This window comes from Methylobacter sp. BBA5.1, from assembly GCF_000746145.1.
In the GTDB taxonomy this organism is placed as follows: Bacteria; Pseudomonadota; Gammaproteobacteria; order Methylococcales; family Methylomonadaceae; genus Methylobacter; species Methylobacter marinus.
In genome coordinates this window covers 37909-57091 of record NZ_JQKS01000022.1, presented here as the reverse complement: position 1 = coordinate 57091, position 19183 = coordinate 37909, and the positions used below count along the sequence as shown (strand labels likewise).

The following is a 19183-nucleotide window of genomic DNA, read 5'->3' as shown; positions in this document are numbered from 1 at the left end:
GTCACAATGCCACAAAATCACGGTATGAAATAAAAATCGTCCGCATTCGCCATAGGCGGACCCCGTTAATCCAAGGAGGTACGCTCTCATGTCATCGAATCCATCCATCGGCCACTACCTCTTGACCCGCCTGTACGAGTCGGGGGTGCAGCATATCTTCGGCGTACCGGGCGATTATATCCTGCGCTTTTACCAGCAACTGTCGGAAAGCCCGGTCCAGCATATCGGCACCACCCGTGAGGATACCGCCGCTTTCGCAACCGATGCTTATGCCCGCTGTCGCGGGCTTGGGGCAATGGCGGTCACCTACGGCGTCGGCGCCCTGAATGTCGTCAACGCGGTCGCCGGCGCTCATGCCGAATCATCGCCGATAGTCGTCATCAGCGGCGCACCGGGCATTAAGGAACGGCGCGAGCATCCGCTGCTGCACCACCGCTTCGGCCCGTTCCGGCTTCAGCGTGAAATATTCGAACGCATCACCTGCGCCGTCGCGGTCCTGGACGATCCCTATACGGCCTTCCGCCAGATCGACCGCGTGCTGGCCGCGGCCCGCGAACATTGCAAGCCCGTTTACATCGAACTGCCGCGCGATCGCGTGGACACCGAGGGTTATCCAATCCCCTCGGAATCGCTGCCCGCCCCCGCCAGCGATGCCGCATCGCTTAACGAAGCCGTGGAGGAAGCCTTGCAATTGCTGGACGAGGCCGCCTCGCCGGTGCTGGTCGCCGGTGTCGAACTGCACCGGCGCGGCCTGCAGGACCAACTGTTGAGCCTGGTCGACAAAACGCATCTGCCGGTCGCGGCGACGCTGACCGGCAAGTCGGTGCTGGGCGAACGCCATCCCTGCTATCTGGGCATTTATGAAGGCGCGATGGGCTCGCCCCTGGCCCGCGACCGCGTGGAACAGGCCGATTTCCTGTTGATGCTGGGAGTCACATTGAATGACGTCGATCTGGGCATTTTTACCGCCAGGCTCGATGCCAACCGGATCATACGCGCCAGCCAGGACGAGGTCATTATTCATCATCACCGTTATCCGCAGGTACTGCTGCGCGATTTCGTCAGCATGCTGAACGAGCGGATGACGCCCCGCCCCCAGACAGGCCCCGCAGTCGCGGCGAAACCCGCGGCATTCGATTTTCCCGTCAAGGGCCAGCCGATGAAAATCATCCGGCTTATTGCCCGGCTGAACCGCTTCCTGACGCCCGACATGGTCGTCGTCAGTGATGTCGGCGATTGCCTGTTTTCCGCGATCGACCTGAGAGTGCATGAAAACAGTGAATTCCTGGCCTCGGCCTATTACACCTCCATGGGCTTCGCCGTTCCCGCCGCGCTGGGCGCGCAGATCGCCCGCCCCACACGCCGCACGCTGGTGCTGGTCGGCGACGGCGCCTTCCAGATGACCGGCACCGAACTGTCGACGATAGCGCATTTGGGACTCAATCCGATCGTGATCGTGTTCAACAACAAGGGCTACAGTACCGAACGCTATATTCTCGACGGCCCGTTCAACGATATTCCCGCCTGGCAATTCGAACGCCTGGGCGAGCTGTTCGGGCCATTGACAGGCTACGCGGCCAGCACCGAGGATGAATTCGAGGATTGCCTGAATCAGGCTTTGGCACAGCGATCATCGCCCAGCCTCATCAATGTGCACCTGTCGCCGGATGATCCATCCGCCGCCATGCGGGGCCTGGCCGAGCATCTTGGCAAGCGGGTTTAGGCAGGAGGGGGAAATTGGAGCGCGGGAACGGGATCTGCCGCGCTTTAACCCCCGCCCGCGCATTGCCTGGCCGCGATCCGCGCCACATGGCGGCCCTGGTAGCGGGCGCCTTCCAGTTCCACTTCCGAGGGCCAGCGGCTGCCGTCTCCGCCAGCGATGGTCGAGGCGCCGTAAGGGGAATTGCCCATCACTTCATCGGTACCCATCTGTCCCTGAAAGGCATAAGGCAGGCCGACGATGATGAAGCCCAGGTGCAAAAGCACCGGATGGAAAGTCAGGATGGTCGATTCCTGGCCGCCGTGCTGCGTGGCCGTTGAAGTGAACACCGAGCCGACCTTGCCGACCAGCGAGCCGTTCATCCAGAGCGATCCGGTCCTGTCGATGAAGCTCTTCATCTGTGCCGACATGTTGCCGTAGCGCGTACCGGTGCCGAAAATGATGGCGTCGTACTCGGGCAGTTCCTCGACCGTTGCGATCGGCGCGGGCTGATCCATTTTATAACCGGATTTGCGCGCGACCTCTTCAGGCACCAGTTCGGGCACGCGTTTGATGGCCGTTTCGGCGCCGGTCTCGCGCGCGCCTTCGGCCACGGCCTCGGCCATGCGCTCGATATGTCCATAGGATGAGTAATACAGTACAAGCACTTTGGTCATCGCTCTCTCCTGGAAAATAAACTGCTACGCCGCCACTCACTCTTAGGGCGTAACAATGGAATAATTTTTGTCATATGGCTGAAGAGCATAAGACGATGGCGATGCCGCTTCAGTGCGATATCACACATAGCGGGAAAACGGGCGTGATGGCGGCCGCTTGCGCTGAGCCCCTCGATAAGCTCAGGCGAGTAATGTCAATGCGTTTGTGGTGAGCTTGTCGCCCCGTGAATGGTTAATCCTGAACGGTTATAAATGATGAAGGAACAGGTTTTAGAACCGCTAGTTTCGACGGTTGAACGGACAAACTGCATAAGTCCTGAGGAAATAATGTGTTCATCCGTTATCATGCTATAAAGATCATTCAAATCCTTGATTTTAAGTGTTAATCATTGTTCTAACCCGCACGGTTTTATGGAGACCCTTATGCATCATAGCAACAGCATCACTGTTCTTGCCCCGGCATTACTCGGCTTGATACTCAGCCAGACAGTTTGCGCGCAAACAGCGAGCCCGGAACGACTGCAGGAAATTACCGAACGCGGCAAGCAGGTCATGTCTTTTGACCTCGGGCAAACACAGCATATTTTCACCAAGACCGAAACCGGCGGCGTGCAACAAGTCATCGTCAAAGACCCGCGCGACAGCAGGCAAATCGAGCTGATTCGGCAGCATCTGAAGCAGATTGCCAAGGAATTCGCCCATGGCGACTTCTCCAAGCCTGAAGCTATTCATGGTCAAGACATGCCGGGGCTGGCAACATTACGTGCCGCTAAACCGGGCCAGATTCTTGTTCGGTACAAGGAATTGCCCGATGGCGCTGAAATCACTTACTCCACCCAGGACCCGTCGCTAATCACCGCCGTCCACCAATGGTTCGATGCACAACTTAGCGATCACGGACCTGATGCCATGCCGGGCATGCATCATGGCATCGAGCATCATAAGCATAAACAATAGCTTTATCAGAAACAGCGCGGCGTTTCATTGGCGTGTCAGTCCTTGTTCTGCCAAGGCCAGCGGCCGTTCAACTCCACTTCCAGGGAAAAACTGAGAAATGTGCGTATAAGCATGATGATGGATAAGACGCCCACCGTTTCAAATGTGACGTCCACGACCACGGAGTAAATGACATCGGCCGCGACAAAAAGCTCCAGGCCCAACAGGATGCCGCGCCCCAGACGCTGGCGTAGATCGCGATAAATGCTATCCGTATCACGTCGCTTGGAAAGAAGCTGGAATACCGCTAGAGCAGTTATTGCATAGATTAAAACATGATATAAACTAATCTCGTGTTAAACAAGATGAGCCGTTTTCATCATGCCCAAGCCTTATTCAGAAGATTTACGCATCCGGGTGGCCGAAGCGGTTGCCGCAGGCAATACCGTGCGAGCCGTGGCCTTACAATACGAGGTCAGCCCGGCCTTTGCCTGCAGAATGCACGCCTTGTGGCGTGAAACCGGAGCCGTTCAAGGCAAGCCCTTTGGCGGCTACAGACGCTCGCGGCTGGAACCGTATGAAGCGGCTATCACGGAACAGCTGGCGAGCAGCCCGTCGATAACCCTGAAGGAACTGCAGAGCTGGCTGGAACAAGAACAAACCCTGAGTATTTCGATTTCGGCGATCGATAAGTTTATCCGGCACAAACTGGGCTATCGTTATAAAAAAAACGGTAGTCGCCATTGAACAGCAGCGCGAGGATGTCGCCGGGGCTCGTGAGCAATGGCAAGCCTGGCAGCAAACCTGCGATCTGTCGAAGTTGGTGTTTCTGGATGAAACGGGCGTAACCACGAACATGATCCGTCGCTATGGGCGGGCCTTAGGCGGTGCCCGGTGTCGGGATGCCGCACCCGCGGGTCATTGGCAGACCATGACCTTTATTGCCGGCTTGCGGGCCGACGGGCTTACGGCTCCTTGGTGCCTAGATCAGGCCATGACGGGGGAAGCCTTCAAAGAGTATCTACGGTCGCAACTGGGGGCGACCTTGAAGCCCGGTGATATTGTGATCTGTGACAACCTGTCGGCACATAAGGTGGCACAAGTCCAGGCCATTGTTGAAGCACACGGCGCGACGATCAAATACCTGCCGCCTTACAGTCCTGACCTGAATCCGATCGAGCAAGTATTCTCCAAGCTGAAAGCGTTGCTGCGCAAAGCCGCAGAGCGCACTTACGATAAGCTCTGGCAACTCATCGGTAAGCTACTGGATGAGTTTCAGGCTGAAGAGTGCCTCAATCTCTTCAGGAATTCAGGCTATGTTTCTACGTAATAGATAATTGCTCTAGGGTCAGCGCATAGATCGCCAGCACCACAATAAGCCCGACGCCGACCGCTTCGATGACCATCGCGCACCATTCGCCCATCCGTTTTACGAACTCTGCCATATAGCCTGTTCCCGAGGACACCCGTTGGCGCTGGGCTTAACCGCCACGGCATTATAGTCATGAAGACCAGCGTGTTCCTCGTGGTCTTCATGGATTTGTGTTACAAAAACTACGCTTCAGCAGGTCATTGCAAGCCCGGGGCGACCTGCTTTTATATCGCCCCCGCCTGTTTCAGAGTGCATTGCTCGTACCACTGCCTTATTTCCATCAGATGCTCGTCCTCCTCGTTCAACGCCACTTGAAAATCCTTCGCCATGTCTTCCAGCCCCATTTCATCGGCCAGCTTGACCAGCAGATCCCAGCCGGCATTGTCCACCAGCTCGGCATTAAGCATGACTTCCAGGGATTGGTCCACCGATGTGCGCGGATCACTCAGTACCTGAAGCACGCCGCTGGACGCTACTGCGCTGACATCGGCTCCCGGCGTCTGCGAGGTGGAATCGGCCCCCAGGGTCTCCAAAGCGTTGGCAACCAGCCTGAAGTGCTGGGCTTCCTCATGCCGGAAACGCTTGAGCGTATCGATGGAAATCGGCGCCTCGCAATGCATGGTCTCACACTTGTTGATGAAATAATCGTACAGTCGCGTGCCCGTCCGCTCGAAGGCCAGGCGCTCGCCCAGCTTGTCGACCAGGACCTCGGCATTTCTACCCGCCAGCATCTGTATGGTGGCCTGGGCCGCGCCTTTCAGCGTGCCGGGAATAGCCACCGTGCCCACTGGCTCGGCTTCCTGAATATAACCGGACTCCATATCCATCAGCGCCGAGCCATTGCCCTTGGAACTCGGCATATAGGCATTGGCCGCATCGATCATTTTCTGGCTGTCGGCCGGCGAGCGGTCGATGCCGGTTCGGTTTCTCATGCTCATTTCAACTGGTTGATTCATTGTTCAACTCCTGGATAATTCGGTGATTAAGCGACTTTGCGATTCAGTTCGGTGCCCGGCATCCACTGATAGCCTTCCGCAACCGTCTCAGAAGGCGAACCGGCGGAATTGACATCCTGGCGATAATCCAGCGATGCCTGGTCTTCCTGGGCTTTGTCGACGAACTGGGTGCCGCTGGTGCGCATGTCCACTTCCTGGTTGAGCGTCTGGCGCACGAAGTCGCGGTTGCTTTCGAACGGCATCGGATCGGGCAGCGTTTGCGAAATGATCTCGGCCGGGTCCCGGCGCTCGTATTGCTTGAACAGTTCCGACACGTAGGCGAAGTGCCCGAGTTCATAATCCAGGAAGCGTTCCCAGATCGCCTTGATGCGGGGGTTCGTCTCCTGTTCCACGCAGCTGTAGTAGTTATAGACTTCGGTCGCCTCATGGATCAGCCATTTTTCCAGCCAGGTTTCGCTAGGGTCGATGATGGATTCATATTGCGTGACATGCTGCTCCTCGATCGAGGCGATCTCGGCATACAACTGGCGCGCGACAGGGTCCGCATAAGTCGGTCCGATATTGGCGTAGTAGTCGTGGGTCTGATACTCGGCGGCCATGATGGTCGTGGCGTGCAGCTTGCTGATCGTATCCGCCGTGGCGCGGTCGTAATGCTCGCGCAGGTCGTTCTCGGGCGCCCGGTGTTCGTCTATGGTGGGCCGGCCCGGAATGATATCGGTGTGGGACTGCAGGATGTTGTTCGCATCCTTGCCTTCCAGGCGGTCGAGCAGCGCCGAATAGCGATAGAGATGGTCGAAGTCCTCCAGCAGCCCGAACCGGTAAACCTGGGCCAGGTAAGGATCGGGCTCGGTTTGCGCCACCGCGGCCGTAACCTCGACAGCGACCTGTTCATAAGCGATGGTGGTTTCCAGCGGCGAATGATCGGACGAGATAAGCCAGTTAATGGTCGTTTGCTGATGCTGCTCGACGCGCCGGACTTTCGCCAGCGGCACCTGCAGGTCTTTGTTCATGCGTGCGCACAGGTGCTGGAAGCGCAGCGCTTCCACTTCAAGTCCATTGGTGAGGATGATCCTCACCCGTGTAAAGGCCTCATCATCAAGTTTGCTGATGGGAGGTTGAACCATATCCTTCCAAGTCATCCGTTGCTTGTCCAGGGAAACACCCTTCGAATCGAATAGATTGACAGACATAATGCCTCCTTAACAATTAAGGAAAAAATTCACGGTTACTTGCTAAGTGGACGTGGTTCCATTGTGCTCCTTATCGTCCAAATATTATCATGGCGTATCCGCTGAATACTGGCCCAGGCAGCTGAGTTGTTTTTTAAGTATCTCGACCGATCCGTGGACTACGCACATCATGATTTCTCCATAATTTATAAACATATCATACGGGGATAAACCGGGGCAGTCGGGTAAATACTTAGACAGATTGCCGCGAAAATGCGGGCATGAAGGCGAAAGCCAATGATGAAGCGCGCTGCGGCGCGCCTTGCTGAAAAGCTGGCGGCTGACTGTATTTATGACCTTTCGGTCCGCCCAAGGTACAAAGACCTCGTCAGGGCAAATCCACCTGTTCGCCCAGCACGTCCCGCATATACAGCATCTGTACCAGCACCATGACCACGACCGCCAGCGGCGAAGCCAGCAGTAGTCCCAGGATGCCGAAACCCAGCCCCAGCATGAGCTGGGCGATCAGCAACAGGGCCGGCGGCATGGAAACCACCCGCTGCTGGATGAACGGCGAAATCAGATAGCTTTCTAGACTCTGCACCACGAAATAGAGGATCAGTACGTACAGCGCCGTCGCGCCACCCTGGGACAGCCCGACCATCGCCGCCGGCACGACGGCGATGAGCGGTCCGATGTTAGGCACGAAATCCAGGATAGCGGCAACCAGTCCCAGGATGAATGCGAACGGCACGCCCAGTACCGCCAGTCCGATACCGGTCAGGACCCCGACAACGAGCATGGCGATGATGCGGCCGAGCAACCACCAGCGAAGCGCATGCCCGACCCGCTCCAGGGCTTCGCCGACATGCGCCCTGCGCTCCTGGGGAAACAGGCGCATCGTTCCGTTGATGTAGACTTTTGGATCAGCGGCGAAATAAAGGCCCAGCACGATCACGACCGCAAGGCTGCCCAAGGCACCGAACGCGGTCGAAAAAATCCCGGCGATTTGCGACAGTTGCTTGGGATCGGTCAGGGTGCTCGTGGCCCGAGACAGGGTATCCATCAACGCCGGCCCCCACTCGTACTGTGCCAGGGCGTTGCGTACCCGCTCCGGCGCCGACGGCAATTGCCGGAACAATTGATAGAAGCCGTCGGCGATATCGGGACCGTACAACAGCAGGATCAGCACGAAAATCGCCAGCAATGTCAGCACCACCAGGGTCAGGGACCAGGCCACGGACAGAGGCGTATGGCGGCAGATGAAGTTTGCCAGGGTGCGTAGAAAAAGCGCCAGCAACAGGCTGGCGAAAACCAGCAGCACAACCTGAACCACTTGCCACACCATCAGTAGCAGCACAATGAGCGCGGCGCCGGCGGCCACCACGATCAGCGTCCGCTTGGTCAGCAACCCGCCCGCGCTGCGCGTCCCGGCCGTTTCCCTGTCTATTGCCTGGCTTTCAGGTGTTCCGCCTTGATTCGCCGTGCTCATGACCGCGTCTCCCTGGCGAGCCGGATGCCGCGCGTCATGCGCCCCTTGCCTTCGGACCTGCTGGTGAGCATCCGCTGCCTGTTCTTCCCGACTATCCGCTGAAGACCGGGCAAGCGTGCCTCCGAATCGAATCGTTTTACAGACATGGCTCCTCCTTAACAATAAGACATGGATTTCGCCGCTTACCGGCTGAATGACTTATCCCTATGCAACAAATACCCCAACAAGGCGGTGCGGAACGGGCCGGTAAACCGGATCAGCTCAAAGCGCACTCAGGGCAATTCCATCCGTTCGCCCAGCACATCCCGTACATACAGCATCTGCACCAGCACCATGACCACGACCGCCAGCGGTGGCGCGAGCAAAAATCCCAGGATGCCGAAACTGGCTCCCATCACAAGCTGGGCTGCCAGCAACCAGGCCGGTGCGATGGATATCATCTGCTTCTGGATGTAAGGCGTGATCAGATAGCTTTCCAGCACCTGGATCACCGCATAGAGAATAAACACATACAGCACCATTGATCCGCCCTCGGTCAAGCCCACCATGACCGCGGGCACAGTCGCGATGATCGGCCCGATATGGGGAATGAAATTAAGAACGGCGGCAACCAGGCTTAGAATAAAAGCGAACGGCATCCCTAGTATCAACAGCCCGACAAAAGTCAGTATGCCAATTGCCACTACCGAGACAATTCGGCTCAGCAACCACCAGCGCAGCGCGTGCCCGAGCCGTTCGAAGGCCTCGTAGACCCGCGCTCTGCGCTCTTGGGCAACCAGGCGCGCGGCACTGTCGATATAGGATTTTGGATCGGCGGCCAGATAAAGACTGAGCACCAGCACGATCAGGGTACTGCCGATGCCCCCGAACGCGGTCGAAAAAATCCCGGCGATTCCCGCCAACTGCCGGGGATCGGTCAAGGCACGCCCGGCCCGGGCCAGGGTATCCAGAAACGCCGGCCCCCAGTCATAATGCTTGAGATTATGCTCCATCTTGTCGAGCGTGCCGGGTAATTGCAGGGATAACTGATAGAAACCATCAGCGATATCGGGGCCGTACATTGCCCCGATCAACACGAAACTGGTCACTAAAATAAAGACGACCAATATCAGGGAGGCATTAACGGTCAGGGCGGTATGTTCACTGATGGTTACCGCGAAGGAGCGCAAAAACAGCGCCAGCAGTATGCTCGCGAAAATCAGCAGTAAAATCTGCGCCACTTGCCAAACCATCAGCAGCAGCGCCACGATCGCCGCGACCACCGCCACCACGATCAACGTCCGCTTGGTCAGCAGCCTGCTCGTGCTCCAGCCGCCGGCCTGTTCCCGATCCGTCGCTTCGCTTTCCGGCATCCGGCCTTTGTCCCAAAAGCTCATAGCGGCATCCTCCAGGGCTGAGGAGCGGTTATTCGTCGTTTACGTAGAAAAACTGCCTTCGAACTGAATGGTTTTGCGGCCATAACGCCTCCTTAGGAACAAGAATCTCAACGCTACCTTGTCAAAAAGACTCTACCCCCATGGCAATCGTTCCACTTTATTTGCCAAAAATAGTTCATGGCAGCAGGCGCTGTTAGCGACGATTGCGCGGTTATCCGTTGCTGCCTGAATTCGGCGCTTTGACTTAGGATTTGGCTAAAAATGGCTTCCTGAAATTAGAGCGTTTAGTTATCAGCCGGAAACATGGCCTTCAGGCATGCGTCGCCATGAGAACAAGCCATTCACTGACCGACAGGGTGCCAGAGGTATTCATAAATCCGGTGGTACGCATTTATGCCCTTTAGGGTAGTGCGTACCTTTTGAGATGACATTCACCGGAACCGATTGAAAAGGTACGAGACTGTGAAAGTATTCAATTTAAAAGATTTAACCACGAAGGACACGAAGCACACGAAGTTTTAAGTTATTGATTAATTTTATTTTTTCTTCGTGTCCTTCGTGATCTTCGTGGTGAATAAGGCTTTTTATGACGCTTTTCACTAATTCTTTCACAGTCTGGTACGCACTGCGTACCCTACTGTGTTTTTCAGGCGGGCCTGTCGATAACAATACTTAGTTTTCACAACAGCTGTTGCGTTCAAGTAACGGCTGGTTGCTATATTGAAACAACAGATAGAATTGCCTTAGAGGCATGAGGTGCACCACCATGGGTAAAACTCTGTGAATATAAATCCGTTGATAATTCGAGGCATGTTATGCCGGCTACAGGGAGCCGGAAACTCGGGAGGGGTAGTTTTTGTACGATAAATCGATTGCTGGCTAGCGTTTGGACCAGTTTTGCCGCTAATGCCGGGGGAATATTTGCCGCATTTTCACTGATGAGCGCTGATCATAAGTGCCATTGCGCCATGAAGCACCTTTATTGGCACATTTAAGCGCATCCACGAGATTGTCAAACACCCCCCAGCATCTCAAATACCCATTGATCAGGCAATGCACTGAAAATACATACTCAGAACGAAGGATGAAAGGTGATACCGGGGTTGACCCGCGCAGCAAAAACGGATTAATTAAATACCCGTCGATATAATCCTCCGCCAAATATTCAGTACCATCATCAAGTTTAAACTTAGCCATAATCATAATGTCCTCTGGTCCATTTTTATCTGTTTTATCAAAGGCTAGCATTCGCTAACTTAAGTTAATTTTAAATCCTTGGTCCATTCGCTCAGCGGCATGGCCAGCAATAGCTTAATCGCTGCAATCGTCCTTTACGTTTTTTCAAGCAAAGCTAAAGAAGCCCGAAACGGACAGTCATATCGTAGGTCTGGGTCTTAAGCGATCAACGAATCTGTTAAATCATGCCTAATGCAGGGGCTTGTCCGAATCACTCAATGAGTTGATACCGCTTCGGCGCCAACTTTTCCTGCCGCGGCTGGCTGTTAAATCACCAGCGCCCGCTGAAAGAGCGGGCGCGGCCTTCGCATATCAGCTCTGTGCGTGCTTGTTCACGCGAGTCAGTCAAGCGATCATGAAGTCGAATGGCGGGGCTATCTGATCAAAGCCGGTATCGCTGTCGTGCACAAAGAAAAAGCGGAAGTGCCTTTCCTGTCCATCATTTCCAGCACCCTGGCGCCGCCGCGGGCAGCGCAGGTCAGCGGATTATCGGCGATAAAAACAGGCAAACCGGTTTCTTCGGCAATCAATCGGTCAATAGCTTTCAGCAGCGCGCCCCCTCCGGTCAGATAGATGCCATGGTTTGTGACATCCGCGCCCAGTTCGGGCGGCGTTTGCTCAAGCGCGGTTTTCACGATGTAGACAATGGCGGATAGCGGTTCCTGTAACGCTTCGAGAATTTCATTACTGTTCAGCACGAAACTGTGCGGCACGCCCTTGGCCAGATTGTGACCTGTGACTTCAATTTCCCTGGCCTTGCTATCGGGATATGCCGTGCCGATTTCCATCTTGATTTTTTCGGCGGTCGGTTCGCCGATTAGCGCGCCATAGTTACGGCGAACATAGTTGATGATCGCCTCATCGAAACGGTCGCCACCCACCCGTATCGATGACGAATAGACAATGCCGTTAATCGAAACCACCGCGACTTCGGATGTGCCGGCACCAATGTCGAGCACCATCGAGCCGCACGTTTCGTGGACAGGAAGCCCCGCGCCGATCGCGGCGGACATCGCCTCCTCAATCAAAAACACTTCCCGCGCGCCGGCCATGGCGGCGGATTTGCGGATCGCCCGGCGCTCGACCTGGGTCGAGCCGGACGGTACGCAGATCGAAATACGCGGACTCGAGCGCAAAACTTTATTTTTATGCACTTTTTCGATAAAAAAACGCAGCATGCGCTGGGTGACCGCAAAGTCGGAGATCACGCCGTTTTTCAGGGGGCGAACGATAGTCATGTTGCCGGGCGTCCGGCCAACAATGCGTTTGGCATCGGCACCAATGGCTGCTATCGACTTAGTGCCGCGAATCTTGTCTTCCTTGAAGGCGACAATCGAAGGCTCGTTGAGAACGATGCCTTGTCCCGGGATATGAATTAAGGTATTGGCGGTTCCAAGGTCAATGGACAGGTCGTTAGAAAAGATTCCGCGAATTTTTTTAAATAGCATTGAGAGTGGTTTCAGGTAGGAAATAATTAGGACTACTTTATCAATCGATCCGGTATTCAGCAGGCAGGCGATTTGGGCTGGTTTTAAGATTTTTCACCCGTCTGTTCACAATAAATGGACGGGGATTATCAATGAGCGAAGCCAGTCATAAACGTTAAATACCAGATAGCCTTAGCGGTAGAATTTGTTATGTAACCAGCGATAATACCGACTCAACTAAATAGATAAATTTGGCACAAGTTTGGCGTTTGTCAATAAAACGGCCTGATTAAACTGGCATATACCAAATTGATGAAGCTCCCCGGTCGCATCATGAGGCAGCCGCGACAGGAAGCTTCGATATCAACGGCGACGCTACAAAACAGCTTCCTTGCCCTGGTCTGCAAAGGGCTTCAGACTGTGAAAGTATTCAGCATTTTTCTCTTCAATGTCTATATGCTGTTATATACAAATATCAAATGCACAATATATTGTGGTTAAAATTTCAAAAAACGAATACTTTCACAGTCTCGCTTGTTTTCCGTCCTCAGCACCGGCACCGCCCCTAGCAGTTTTTTCGTGTAAGCCTGCCGGGGCTCGGACAGCACCTGTGCCACGCTGCCGTACTCGACGATCCTGCCTTTATGCATGACCGCGACTTCATCGGCTATTTCGGCCACCACGGCCAGGTCGTGCGTAATGAACAGGTAACTGACGCCTTTTTCCTGCTGCAGCGATTTCAGCAGTTCGATAATCTGCGCCTGTACCGATACATCCAGGGCACTGGTCGGTTCATCACAAACGATCAGTTTCGGATCGACAGCCAATGCCCTGGCGATGCAGATGCGCTGGCGCTGGCCGCCCGAAAATTCATGCGGGTAGCGTTGCGCGGCATCTTCGGGCAGACCGACCTGCTGGAGCAACTGTCTGACTCTCTCCTGCCTGTTAACCGCGCTGACGCCTGGATGCAGCGCCTGGATGCCTTCGGCGACGATATCACCGACCAGCATCCTCGGGTTCATCGAGGAAAAAGGGTCCTGAAACACGATCTGCATGTCCGCGCGTTTTTGCCGTAGCGCCTCGCCCTGTATGGTATCGAGCGCCACGCCGTTTATCGTTACCCGTCCCGCAGTGCCCGGTATCAGGTTCAACAGGCCTTTGCCCAGCGTGGTCTTGCCGCAACCGGATTCGCCGACCAGGGCCAGGGTCTTGCCCTGCTGGATGATGAAGCTGACGCCGTCGACTGCCCGCACATGATCGACGACGCGTTTGAAAATGCCCTTTCTGATCGGGTAATAGACTTTAAAATCTTCAACCTGCAACAGCGGCGGCGTTTCCTGCCGCCTGTGCGTCAAGCAGCTCTGCATGGACGGCAAGGCATCGAGCAGTTTTTGCGTGTACGGATGCTGGGGATGACGGAAAAATTCATCGCAATGCCCGGTTTCGACGATTTTACCCTGCTGCATGACCGCCACGCGATCGGCCAAATTGGACACCAGGGCCAGATCATGACTGATCAGCCACAGAGCCATACCGGTCTGCTGCTGCAGGGTTTTCAGCAAGGCCAATATTTGCGCCTGAATGGTCACGTCCAGCGACGTGGTCGGCTCATCGGCAATCAGCAAATCGGGCTCGCCGGCCAGCGCGATCGCGATCATGACACGCTGGCGCTGGCCGCCGGACAGTTGATGCGGATAATCGTTGATACGCTGCTCCGGCAACGGAATCTCCACCTGCCGCAACAATTCCAGCACGCGTTGTTTGAGCGCCTGTTGCGGCGGGTCAAAATGCAGCTTGATGACTTCCTCGATCTGGTCGCCGATGGTCATGACCGGGTTCAGCGATGACATCGGGTCCTGGAATATCAGGCCGATGCGCCGGCCGCGGATCCGGCACAGCTCGTATTCGGACCGGCGCAGCAGATTATCGCCCTGCAGGCTGATCGCTCGGGCCTGAATGCGGGCATTGGGCGGCAACAGCCTTAATACGGACAAGGCCGTGATCGATTTGCCGGAACCCGATTCGCCGACCAAGGCAAAGGTTTCGCCCGGATAGACGTCAAAGCTGATGTCGTCGACGACCTTGTTGCCGTGATTGAAGCTGACGCTGAGGTGCGCTACGGACAGGATGGGATTATTCATAGGCACCTCGCCGTGGATCAAACGCATCGCGCACCGTATCGGCAAACAGGTTCGCGGCCAGCACCAGCGCGAACATAAAAATGAATGAGGCGGTCAGGGACCACCAGACCACGGGCTCGCGCGCCATTTCCAGCCGTGCGCCGTTGATCATGTTGCCCCAGCTGTAGGTCGTGGGGTCGACGCCGATATTGATATAGGACAATACCGCCTCGGCCAGCACCAGCGAGCTGAAATCCAGCACCACCGATATCAACACGATGTGCATGACGTTGGGCAGGATATGGCGCAGCAAAATCACGCGGCGCCGAACCCCCATCGCCTGAGCCGCCTGCACGTATTCCATTTCACGCAGTTTGAGCGTTTCGGCCCGCAGCAGCCGGCACAAGCCGGTCCAGCTGGTCACGCCCAGGATCAGGCAAAGAAACAACAAGCGCATGTCGGCCCGCACGATCACGCTGGTAAATTTTTCCTCGTGCGCGGCCATGTACACCTGCACCATGAGGATGGAGGCGGCTATCAACAATACGCTGGGGATGGAATTCAGCGTCGTGTAAACATATTGGATGACATCATCGACCCAGCCGCGGAAAAAGCCGGCCATAATGCCGAACACGAGGGCCATGGGCAGCATGACCAGGGTCGTCAGCGTGCCGATCACGAGTCCCGTGCGTATGCTTTTTATAGCCTGATAAAACACGTCCTCGCCGACTTTGTCGGTGCCGAACACGTGATAATAAGCCGACAAATAGACCAGCATGTAATTGACCGAGACGACCAGGAATACCACCGCCCAGACCGCCTTGGCCGTTGGACTCACGATGAAGCGCTTATGCGGCTCTCTCAACAGGCTGACCAGCAGAACCATGAAGAACACGACCAGCCCTGCGCCCTGGAGCCAGCCATAAAAGGCTTTCTCCAGAATATCCGACAGGTGTTCGGTTTCGGGATCGGCCAGATGCGCGCCGCCGAATTGCAGGCGCGGATAGCCCCATTGTTCGGTGCCGTCCGGCAAGGTCATCATTTCCTTGCTGTACAGATAAACGGCGAAAGGCGCCGAATAGGTTTTCTCGCTGTGTTCGCGCAACGGCGTGGCCCAGTAGTCGAGCGCGCTGATGATTTCATTGCCGTGGCCTTCCGGCGGTTTGAAATGTATCGAGTCCAGCAGACCGACCACGACAAAGAAAATCAGCACGGTCAGCGACATCATGCCGGTCTTGCTGCGGGCTATCTGTTGCATCGGCCGTTTAATGTATTCCTTGCCACGCAGATAAAATCCAAGCAAGAGCATTACCGCAATCAGCAGGAATATCAGCGCATCGGTCCATAATATGATCATCAGGATAACCTTACTCTGGGGTCAACGAGGGTATAGGAAATATCGGTCAACAGCAGGCCGATCACATACAGGACCGAGCCCAGGAACACCATGGCGCGCACAATCGCGAAATCCTGGCTGTTAATCGCATCGATCGTGTAACTGCCCAGGCCTGGAATACTGAAAAACGATTCCATGATCAGACTGCCCATGAACAGCGTGGGCAACACCACCACAACACCTGTCAAAATCGGCAACATGGCATTTTTCAGCACATGCCGGAACAGGGTTCGGGTTTCACTTAGGCCTTTGGCGCGCGCGGTGCGCACGTAATCTTTTTCGACTTCTTCCAGAAACAGGGTTCGGTACCAACGCACGTTGGCGCCAATAGCGGAAAAGACGCCGATCAATACCGGCAGGATCAGGAACTTCAGCGCCGAAAAGCCGCCTTCGTAACCGGAGATCGGCACCAGCCTCAGCAATTTACCAATTAAAAACTGGCCGCCGATAATATAGAACAATGACGAAACCGACATCAGGATCACGCACAGCACGACGCCGGCATGCTCCAGGTAACTATTGCGGAACAGCACCATGATCAGGGCGAACGTGATATTGACCAGTAAACCGACGATCAGCGTCGGCAGCGCGACGGCCAGACTTGGCCACATGCGTTGCTGTATATCGGCCGCTATGTTTCTTCTGTCGCTGTCGGATATGCCGAAGCGAAACAGGAACAAGCCGGCCGACTTCTGATAAAAGATGGTTTGGGTTAGTTTTTCCTTGCCCTCGGCCTTGCTGTTCCATAACAGCGGCAGGTCATAGCCGCGCTGTTGTTTCCAGTTTTCCACGGCCTGTTCGGTCACGTGCTTTTGCCCTAACTGCATGCGGGCCATGTCGTCAGGGCTGTTGACGATAAAAAACAGCACAAAGGTCAGGATATTGACGCCCATCAGCAATGGAAAGGCATATAACACTCGACGGATGATGTATTGGATCATTGAATCGTTTCCCTAACACGCCGACGATAAGCGAGGACCGCCGGAATTAACAGCAGCATAAACACGACAATTGCCAGCAGCAAGGGCCAGAACACGGGTTTGTTCCACGCGGCTCTTTTCTCGGCCCTTGCCGTCGTATCGATGCGTGTGTATTTAAGCTGATTATTGGCCATTAAGTTGGGTTTCAGGTTTTTATACCAGCCATGATATAGCGAAAAACTCTTGGGATGAAAGCCGAACACCCACGGCGCATCGCGGCGCACCAGTTCCTGCAGTTGCTGAATGATTTCATAGCGCTGCTCGCCATTTTCCATATTGCGCATTTGCTCGAACAGACGATCGAATTCAGGGTTTTGATAATTCCCCGCGTTTTCTCCCCCGTGCGCGACTTTGGCATTGGGCCCGTAGAGCAGGAAAAAGAAATTTTCCGGATCGGGATAATCGGCATTCCAGCCCCAGAAAAAAATCTGTGCATTGCCGGCGCGCATTTTCTGCTGGAAACGGTTGTAATCGGTGCCGCGAATGACCAGTTTGATGCCCAGCTTCTCGAATTGTTTGCGGTACCAGTTCATTCTCGGTCGGTCGTCGATACTGACCGAGGTCGTATCGAAATACAGGATCAAGGCCTGCTGGGTTTTAGGATCGATACCGCCCGGATAGCCGGCCTCGGCCATTAACCGCCTCGCCACTTCAATGCTTTTTCTTTGTGCCTTGCCGTCCTTCCAATCATAAACATAGGGGTTGACGCCGTCCTTGCCTTCAGCATAGCCGTATATGCCGGGTGGTATCAGGCCCTGGGCCGCGACGCCGCGCCCGTTCGCAAAAATTGCGATATATTCCTCGTAATCGACGGCGATGGCGATAGCCTGACGCAGCTTGCGCGCTTTCTCGCTGTCTCCGCCGACCGTGGCATCAAGCATGTTGAAGCCGAGATAGAAAATAGAGGTCGTGACCGCCGTTTCCAGCTGGATGCCTTTTTCCCTCATGGCCTCGGTCAAGGTGGCCGCGCCGCTGCCGGTGAACTGTATGGCCTGATCGAAATTGTCGGAGGCGATGCCGGAGGCATCGTAGTAACCCTGCAGGAATTTGTTCCAGTAAGGAATCGTTTCCTTCTCCAGCATATAGACGACTTTATCGATAAACGGCAGCGGTTTGCCGGCAGCGGCTAGCAGGCCTTTTTCCTTATCGCCGGGTTCGCCTTCGGATGGGTAGGTTTCCAGATGAAACAATGGGTTTTTCAATAAAATCATGCGTCGGTTCGGATTGTTCTCGGCCAGAAAATAAGGGCCTGTGCCTATCGGATACCAGTCCAGCGTAATGTTTTTATCGTCCAGGCCGGGTTGTTCATAAAACACATCGGCCTCCCATGGCATTGGCGCGAAAAACGGCATGGCCAGCCAGAACTTAAACTGTGGATATTTGCCTTTAATGCGTATGCGGTATTGATACCGGTCCAGCGCGGTAACGCCCTCCATCGGAATGTCTTTGATCTCAAATTTCTGCTTATCCGCGACCTGTTTGGAAAATTCATCGAAGCCGACGATGTAGTTTTTCATCATTTCGGCAATGGGTGATTGAATTTTCGGGTGCGCCAAACGCTTGATCTGGTACACATAGTCCTCGGCAACCAACTCGCGCGAACCGGACTCGGACAAATCCTGCAAGGTGCCAAGCTGATCAATTTGCGCGGCAGTCAAATGATGATAGAGATAGTCGCCTTGCGCATTTTTCGCCAGAATCGGATGCGGTTGGTAGCGGATACCGGGTTGAATTTCGATGATATAATCGGTGTAGGCAATATCGCTGTCGTTTGCGGTTGAAGCCAGTTTATCGCCCCTGGCATTCAGGTACTCGATTTCAGGCATGCCGGTTGCCGTCAGCGGCGTTAGCTCGTAAGGCCTTTTCAGGTAATGGTATTGAAACGGCGGTTCGTAAATCTGTGCAATAAACGCATATTCGTTTGAACTGTATGCCACGGCCGGGTCCAGATGCTTCGGGCGTTCTGAAAAGGATTCATATAAAACCGCCTGATCGCCCTCTTCTTGCGGATAAGGATTGTTGAGCCGCGAATCAGCGCAGGCGCCCAATATTATAGCCAGCACTATCAGAACTAGCGTTCGAGCTTGGTCAGCATACATCTTCATGGACAAAAGACTGGACATCAAAATACCTTGCAGCCTGAAAAAAAATCCCTTTTTTAGGGGTGTTGTTAAATTTGACAGTCTTGCGTAAGCAAGGCTATCCTTTCCGATACCCCTTCGTCACGGCGGGGTAAATCCGCCGTCTGCAATTCATGGGGGATGTTATCATCGACCGGTTACAGGTTGGTGCGGATTGAAATAAACAAACAGAAATAATTAAAGCTCTATTGTAGCAACAAAAACAT

General features: G+C 54.8%; 18 protein-coding genes. 4 read left to right on the top strand and 14 right to left on the bottom strand.

Annotation, left to right across the window (positions count from 1 at the left end):
- Nucleotides 1-88: 88 nt before the first annotated feature.
- Nucleotides 89-1723 carry an alpha-keto acid decarboxylase family protein gene (locus EK22_RS14310; RefSeq protein ID WP_036252090.1) on the top strand — a complete coding sequence of 545 codons (1635 nt, stop codon included), beginning with the start codon at nt 89-91 and terminating at the stop codon, nt 1721-1723.
- 44 nt (nt 1724-1767) lie between these two features.
- On the opposite strand, the gene wrbA is transcribed toward EK22_RS14310, so the two are convergent.
- Nucleotides 1768-2376, bottom strand: a complete 609-nt coding sequence (wrbA, locus tag EK22_RS14305; protein WP_020160265.1) for an NAD(P)H:quinone oxidoreductase — start codon at nt 2374-2376, stop codon at nt 1768-1770.
- A 423-nt stretch (nt 2377-2799) separates the two neighbouring features.
- On the opposite strand from wrbA, the gene EK22_RS14300 reads away from it, so the two are divergent.
- A complete protein-coding gene (locus tag EK22_RS14300) occupies nt 2800-3333 on the top strand; it encodes a hypothetical protein (RefSeq protein ID WP_036252086.1) in 534 nt (177 codons plus the stop codon).
- A 35-nt stretch (nt 3334-3368) separates the two neighbouring features.
- Here the strand turns inward: EK22_RS14300 and EK22_RS14295 are convergent, their stop codons facing one another.
- Entirely contained in the window at nt 3369-3632 is a 264-nt protein-coding gene (locus EK22_RS14295) for a DUF1622 domain-containing protein (RefSeq protein WP_255360591.1), read from the bottom strand.
- Nucleotides 3633-3693: 61 nt separating this feature from the next.
- Here EK22_RS14295 and EK22_RS14290 point away from each other — a divergent pair, with 61 nt between their 5' ends.
- Together EK22_RS14290 and EK22_RS14285 are read left to right on the top strand one after the other, a co-directional pair.
- Nucleotides 3694-4059, top strand: a complete 366-nt coding sequence (locus tag EK22_RS14290; RefSeq protein WP_036252084.1) for a helix-turn-helix domain-containing protein — start codon at nt 3694-3696, stop codon at nt 4057-4059.
- A complete protein-coding gene (locus EK22_RS14285) occupies nt 4001-4642 on the top strand; it encodes an IS630 family transposase (protein ID WP_036252081.1) in 642 nt (213 codons plus the stop codon). Before EK22_RS14290 ends, EK22_RS14285 begins: the two co-directional genes overlap by 59 nt.
- On the opposite strand, the gene EK22_RS25465 is transcribed toward EK22_RS14285, so the two are convergent.
- From EK22_RS25465 to EK22_RS14230, 12 genes are all read right to left on the bottom strand, one after another.
- Entirely contained in the window at nt 4635-4757 is a 123-nt protein-coding gene (locus EK22_RS25465) for a hypothetical protein (RefSeq protein WP_255360590.1), read from the bottom strand. The two genes, EK22_RS14285 and EK22_RS25465, sit on opposite strands and share 8 nt — an antisense overlap.
- Before the next feature lie 151 nt (nt 4758-4908).
- Nucleotides 4909-5640, bottom strand: coding sequence for a hypothetical protein (locus EK22_RS14280; protein WP_027147403.1), 732 nt, complete (start codon nt 5638-5640; stop codon nt 4909-4911).
- Between the two features lie 26 nt (nt 5641-5666).
- Nucleotides 5667-6830: a hypothetical protein gene (locus EK22_RS14275; protein WP_036252078.1), complete on the bottom strand. Its 1164-nt coding sequence runs from the start codon at nt 6828-6830 to the stop codon at nt 5667-5669.
- 367 nt (nt 6831-7197) lie between these two features.
- Nucleotides 7198-8301 carry an AI-2E family transporter gene (locus tag EK22_RS14270; RefSeq protein ID WP_051961913.1) on the bottom strand — a complete coding sequence of 368 codons (1104 nt, stop codon included), beginning with the start codon at nt 8299-8301 and terminating at the stop codon, nt 7198-7200.
- The gene (locus EK22_RS24720) at nt 8298-8447 is read right to left on the bottom strand and encodes a hypothetical protein (RefSeq protein ID WP_020160259.1); all 150 of its coding nucleotides are present in this window, start codon (nt 8445-8447) and stop codon (nt 8298-8300) included. Before EK22_RS24720 ends, EK22_RS14270 begins: the two co-directional genes overlap by 4 nt.
- A 126-nt stretch (nt 8448-8573) precedes the next feature.
- Complete coding sequence (locus EK22_RS14265) at nt 8574-9677, bottom strand: AI-2E family transporter (RefSeq protein WP_051961912.1); 1104 nt, start codon at nt 9675-9677, stop codon at nt 8574-8576.
- A gap of 903 nt (nt 9678-10580) precedes the next feature.
- A complete protein-coding gene (locus EK22_RS14260) occupies nt 10581-10925 on the bottom strand; it encodes a hypothetical protein (RefSeq protein ID WP_036252075.1) in 345 nt (114 codons plus the stop codon).
- Nucleotides 10926-11287: 362 nt separating this feature from the next.
- Entirely contained in the window at nt 11288-12361 is a 1074-nt protein-coding gene (locus EK22_RS14255; RefSeq protein ID WP_036252073.1) for a rod shape-determining protein, read from the bottom strand.
- 476 nt (nt 12362-12837) lie between these two features.
- Complete coding sequence (locus EK22_RS14245; protein ID WP_036252069.1) at nt 12838-14481, bottom strand: ABC transporter ATP-binding protein; 1644 nt, start codon at nt 14479-14481, stop codon at nt 12838-12840.
- A complete protein-coding gene (locus EK22_RS14240) occupies nt 14474-15817 on the bottom strand; it encodes an ABC transporter permease (RefSeq protein WP_200882604.1) in 1344 nt (447 codons plus the stop codon). The genes EK22_RS14245 and EK22_RS14240 overlap by 8 nt, the downstream gene beginning before the upstream one ends.
- The gene (locus tag EK22_RS14235; RefSeq protein ID WP_020160253.1) at nt 15817-16797 is read right to left on the bottom strand and encodes an ABC transporter permease; all 981 of its coding nucleotides are present in this window, start codon (nt 16795-16797) and stop codon (nt 15817-15819) included. The genes EK22_RS14240 and EK22_RS14235 overlap by 1 nt, the downstream gene beginning before the upstream one ends.
- Nucleotides 16794-18941, bottom strand: a complete 2148-nt coding sequence (locus EK22_RS14230) for an ABC transporter substrate-binding protein (RefSeq protein WP_036252064.1) — start codon at nt 18939-18941, stop codon at nt 16794-16796. The genes EK22_RS14235 and EK22_RS14230 overlap by 4 nt, the downstream gene beginning before the upstream one ends.
- Between the last annotated feature and the right edge of the window lie 242 nt (nt 18942-19183).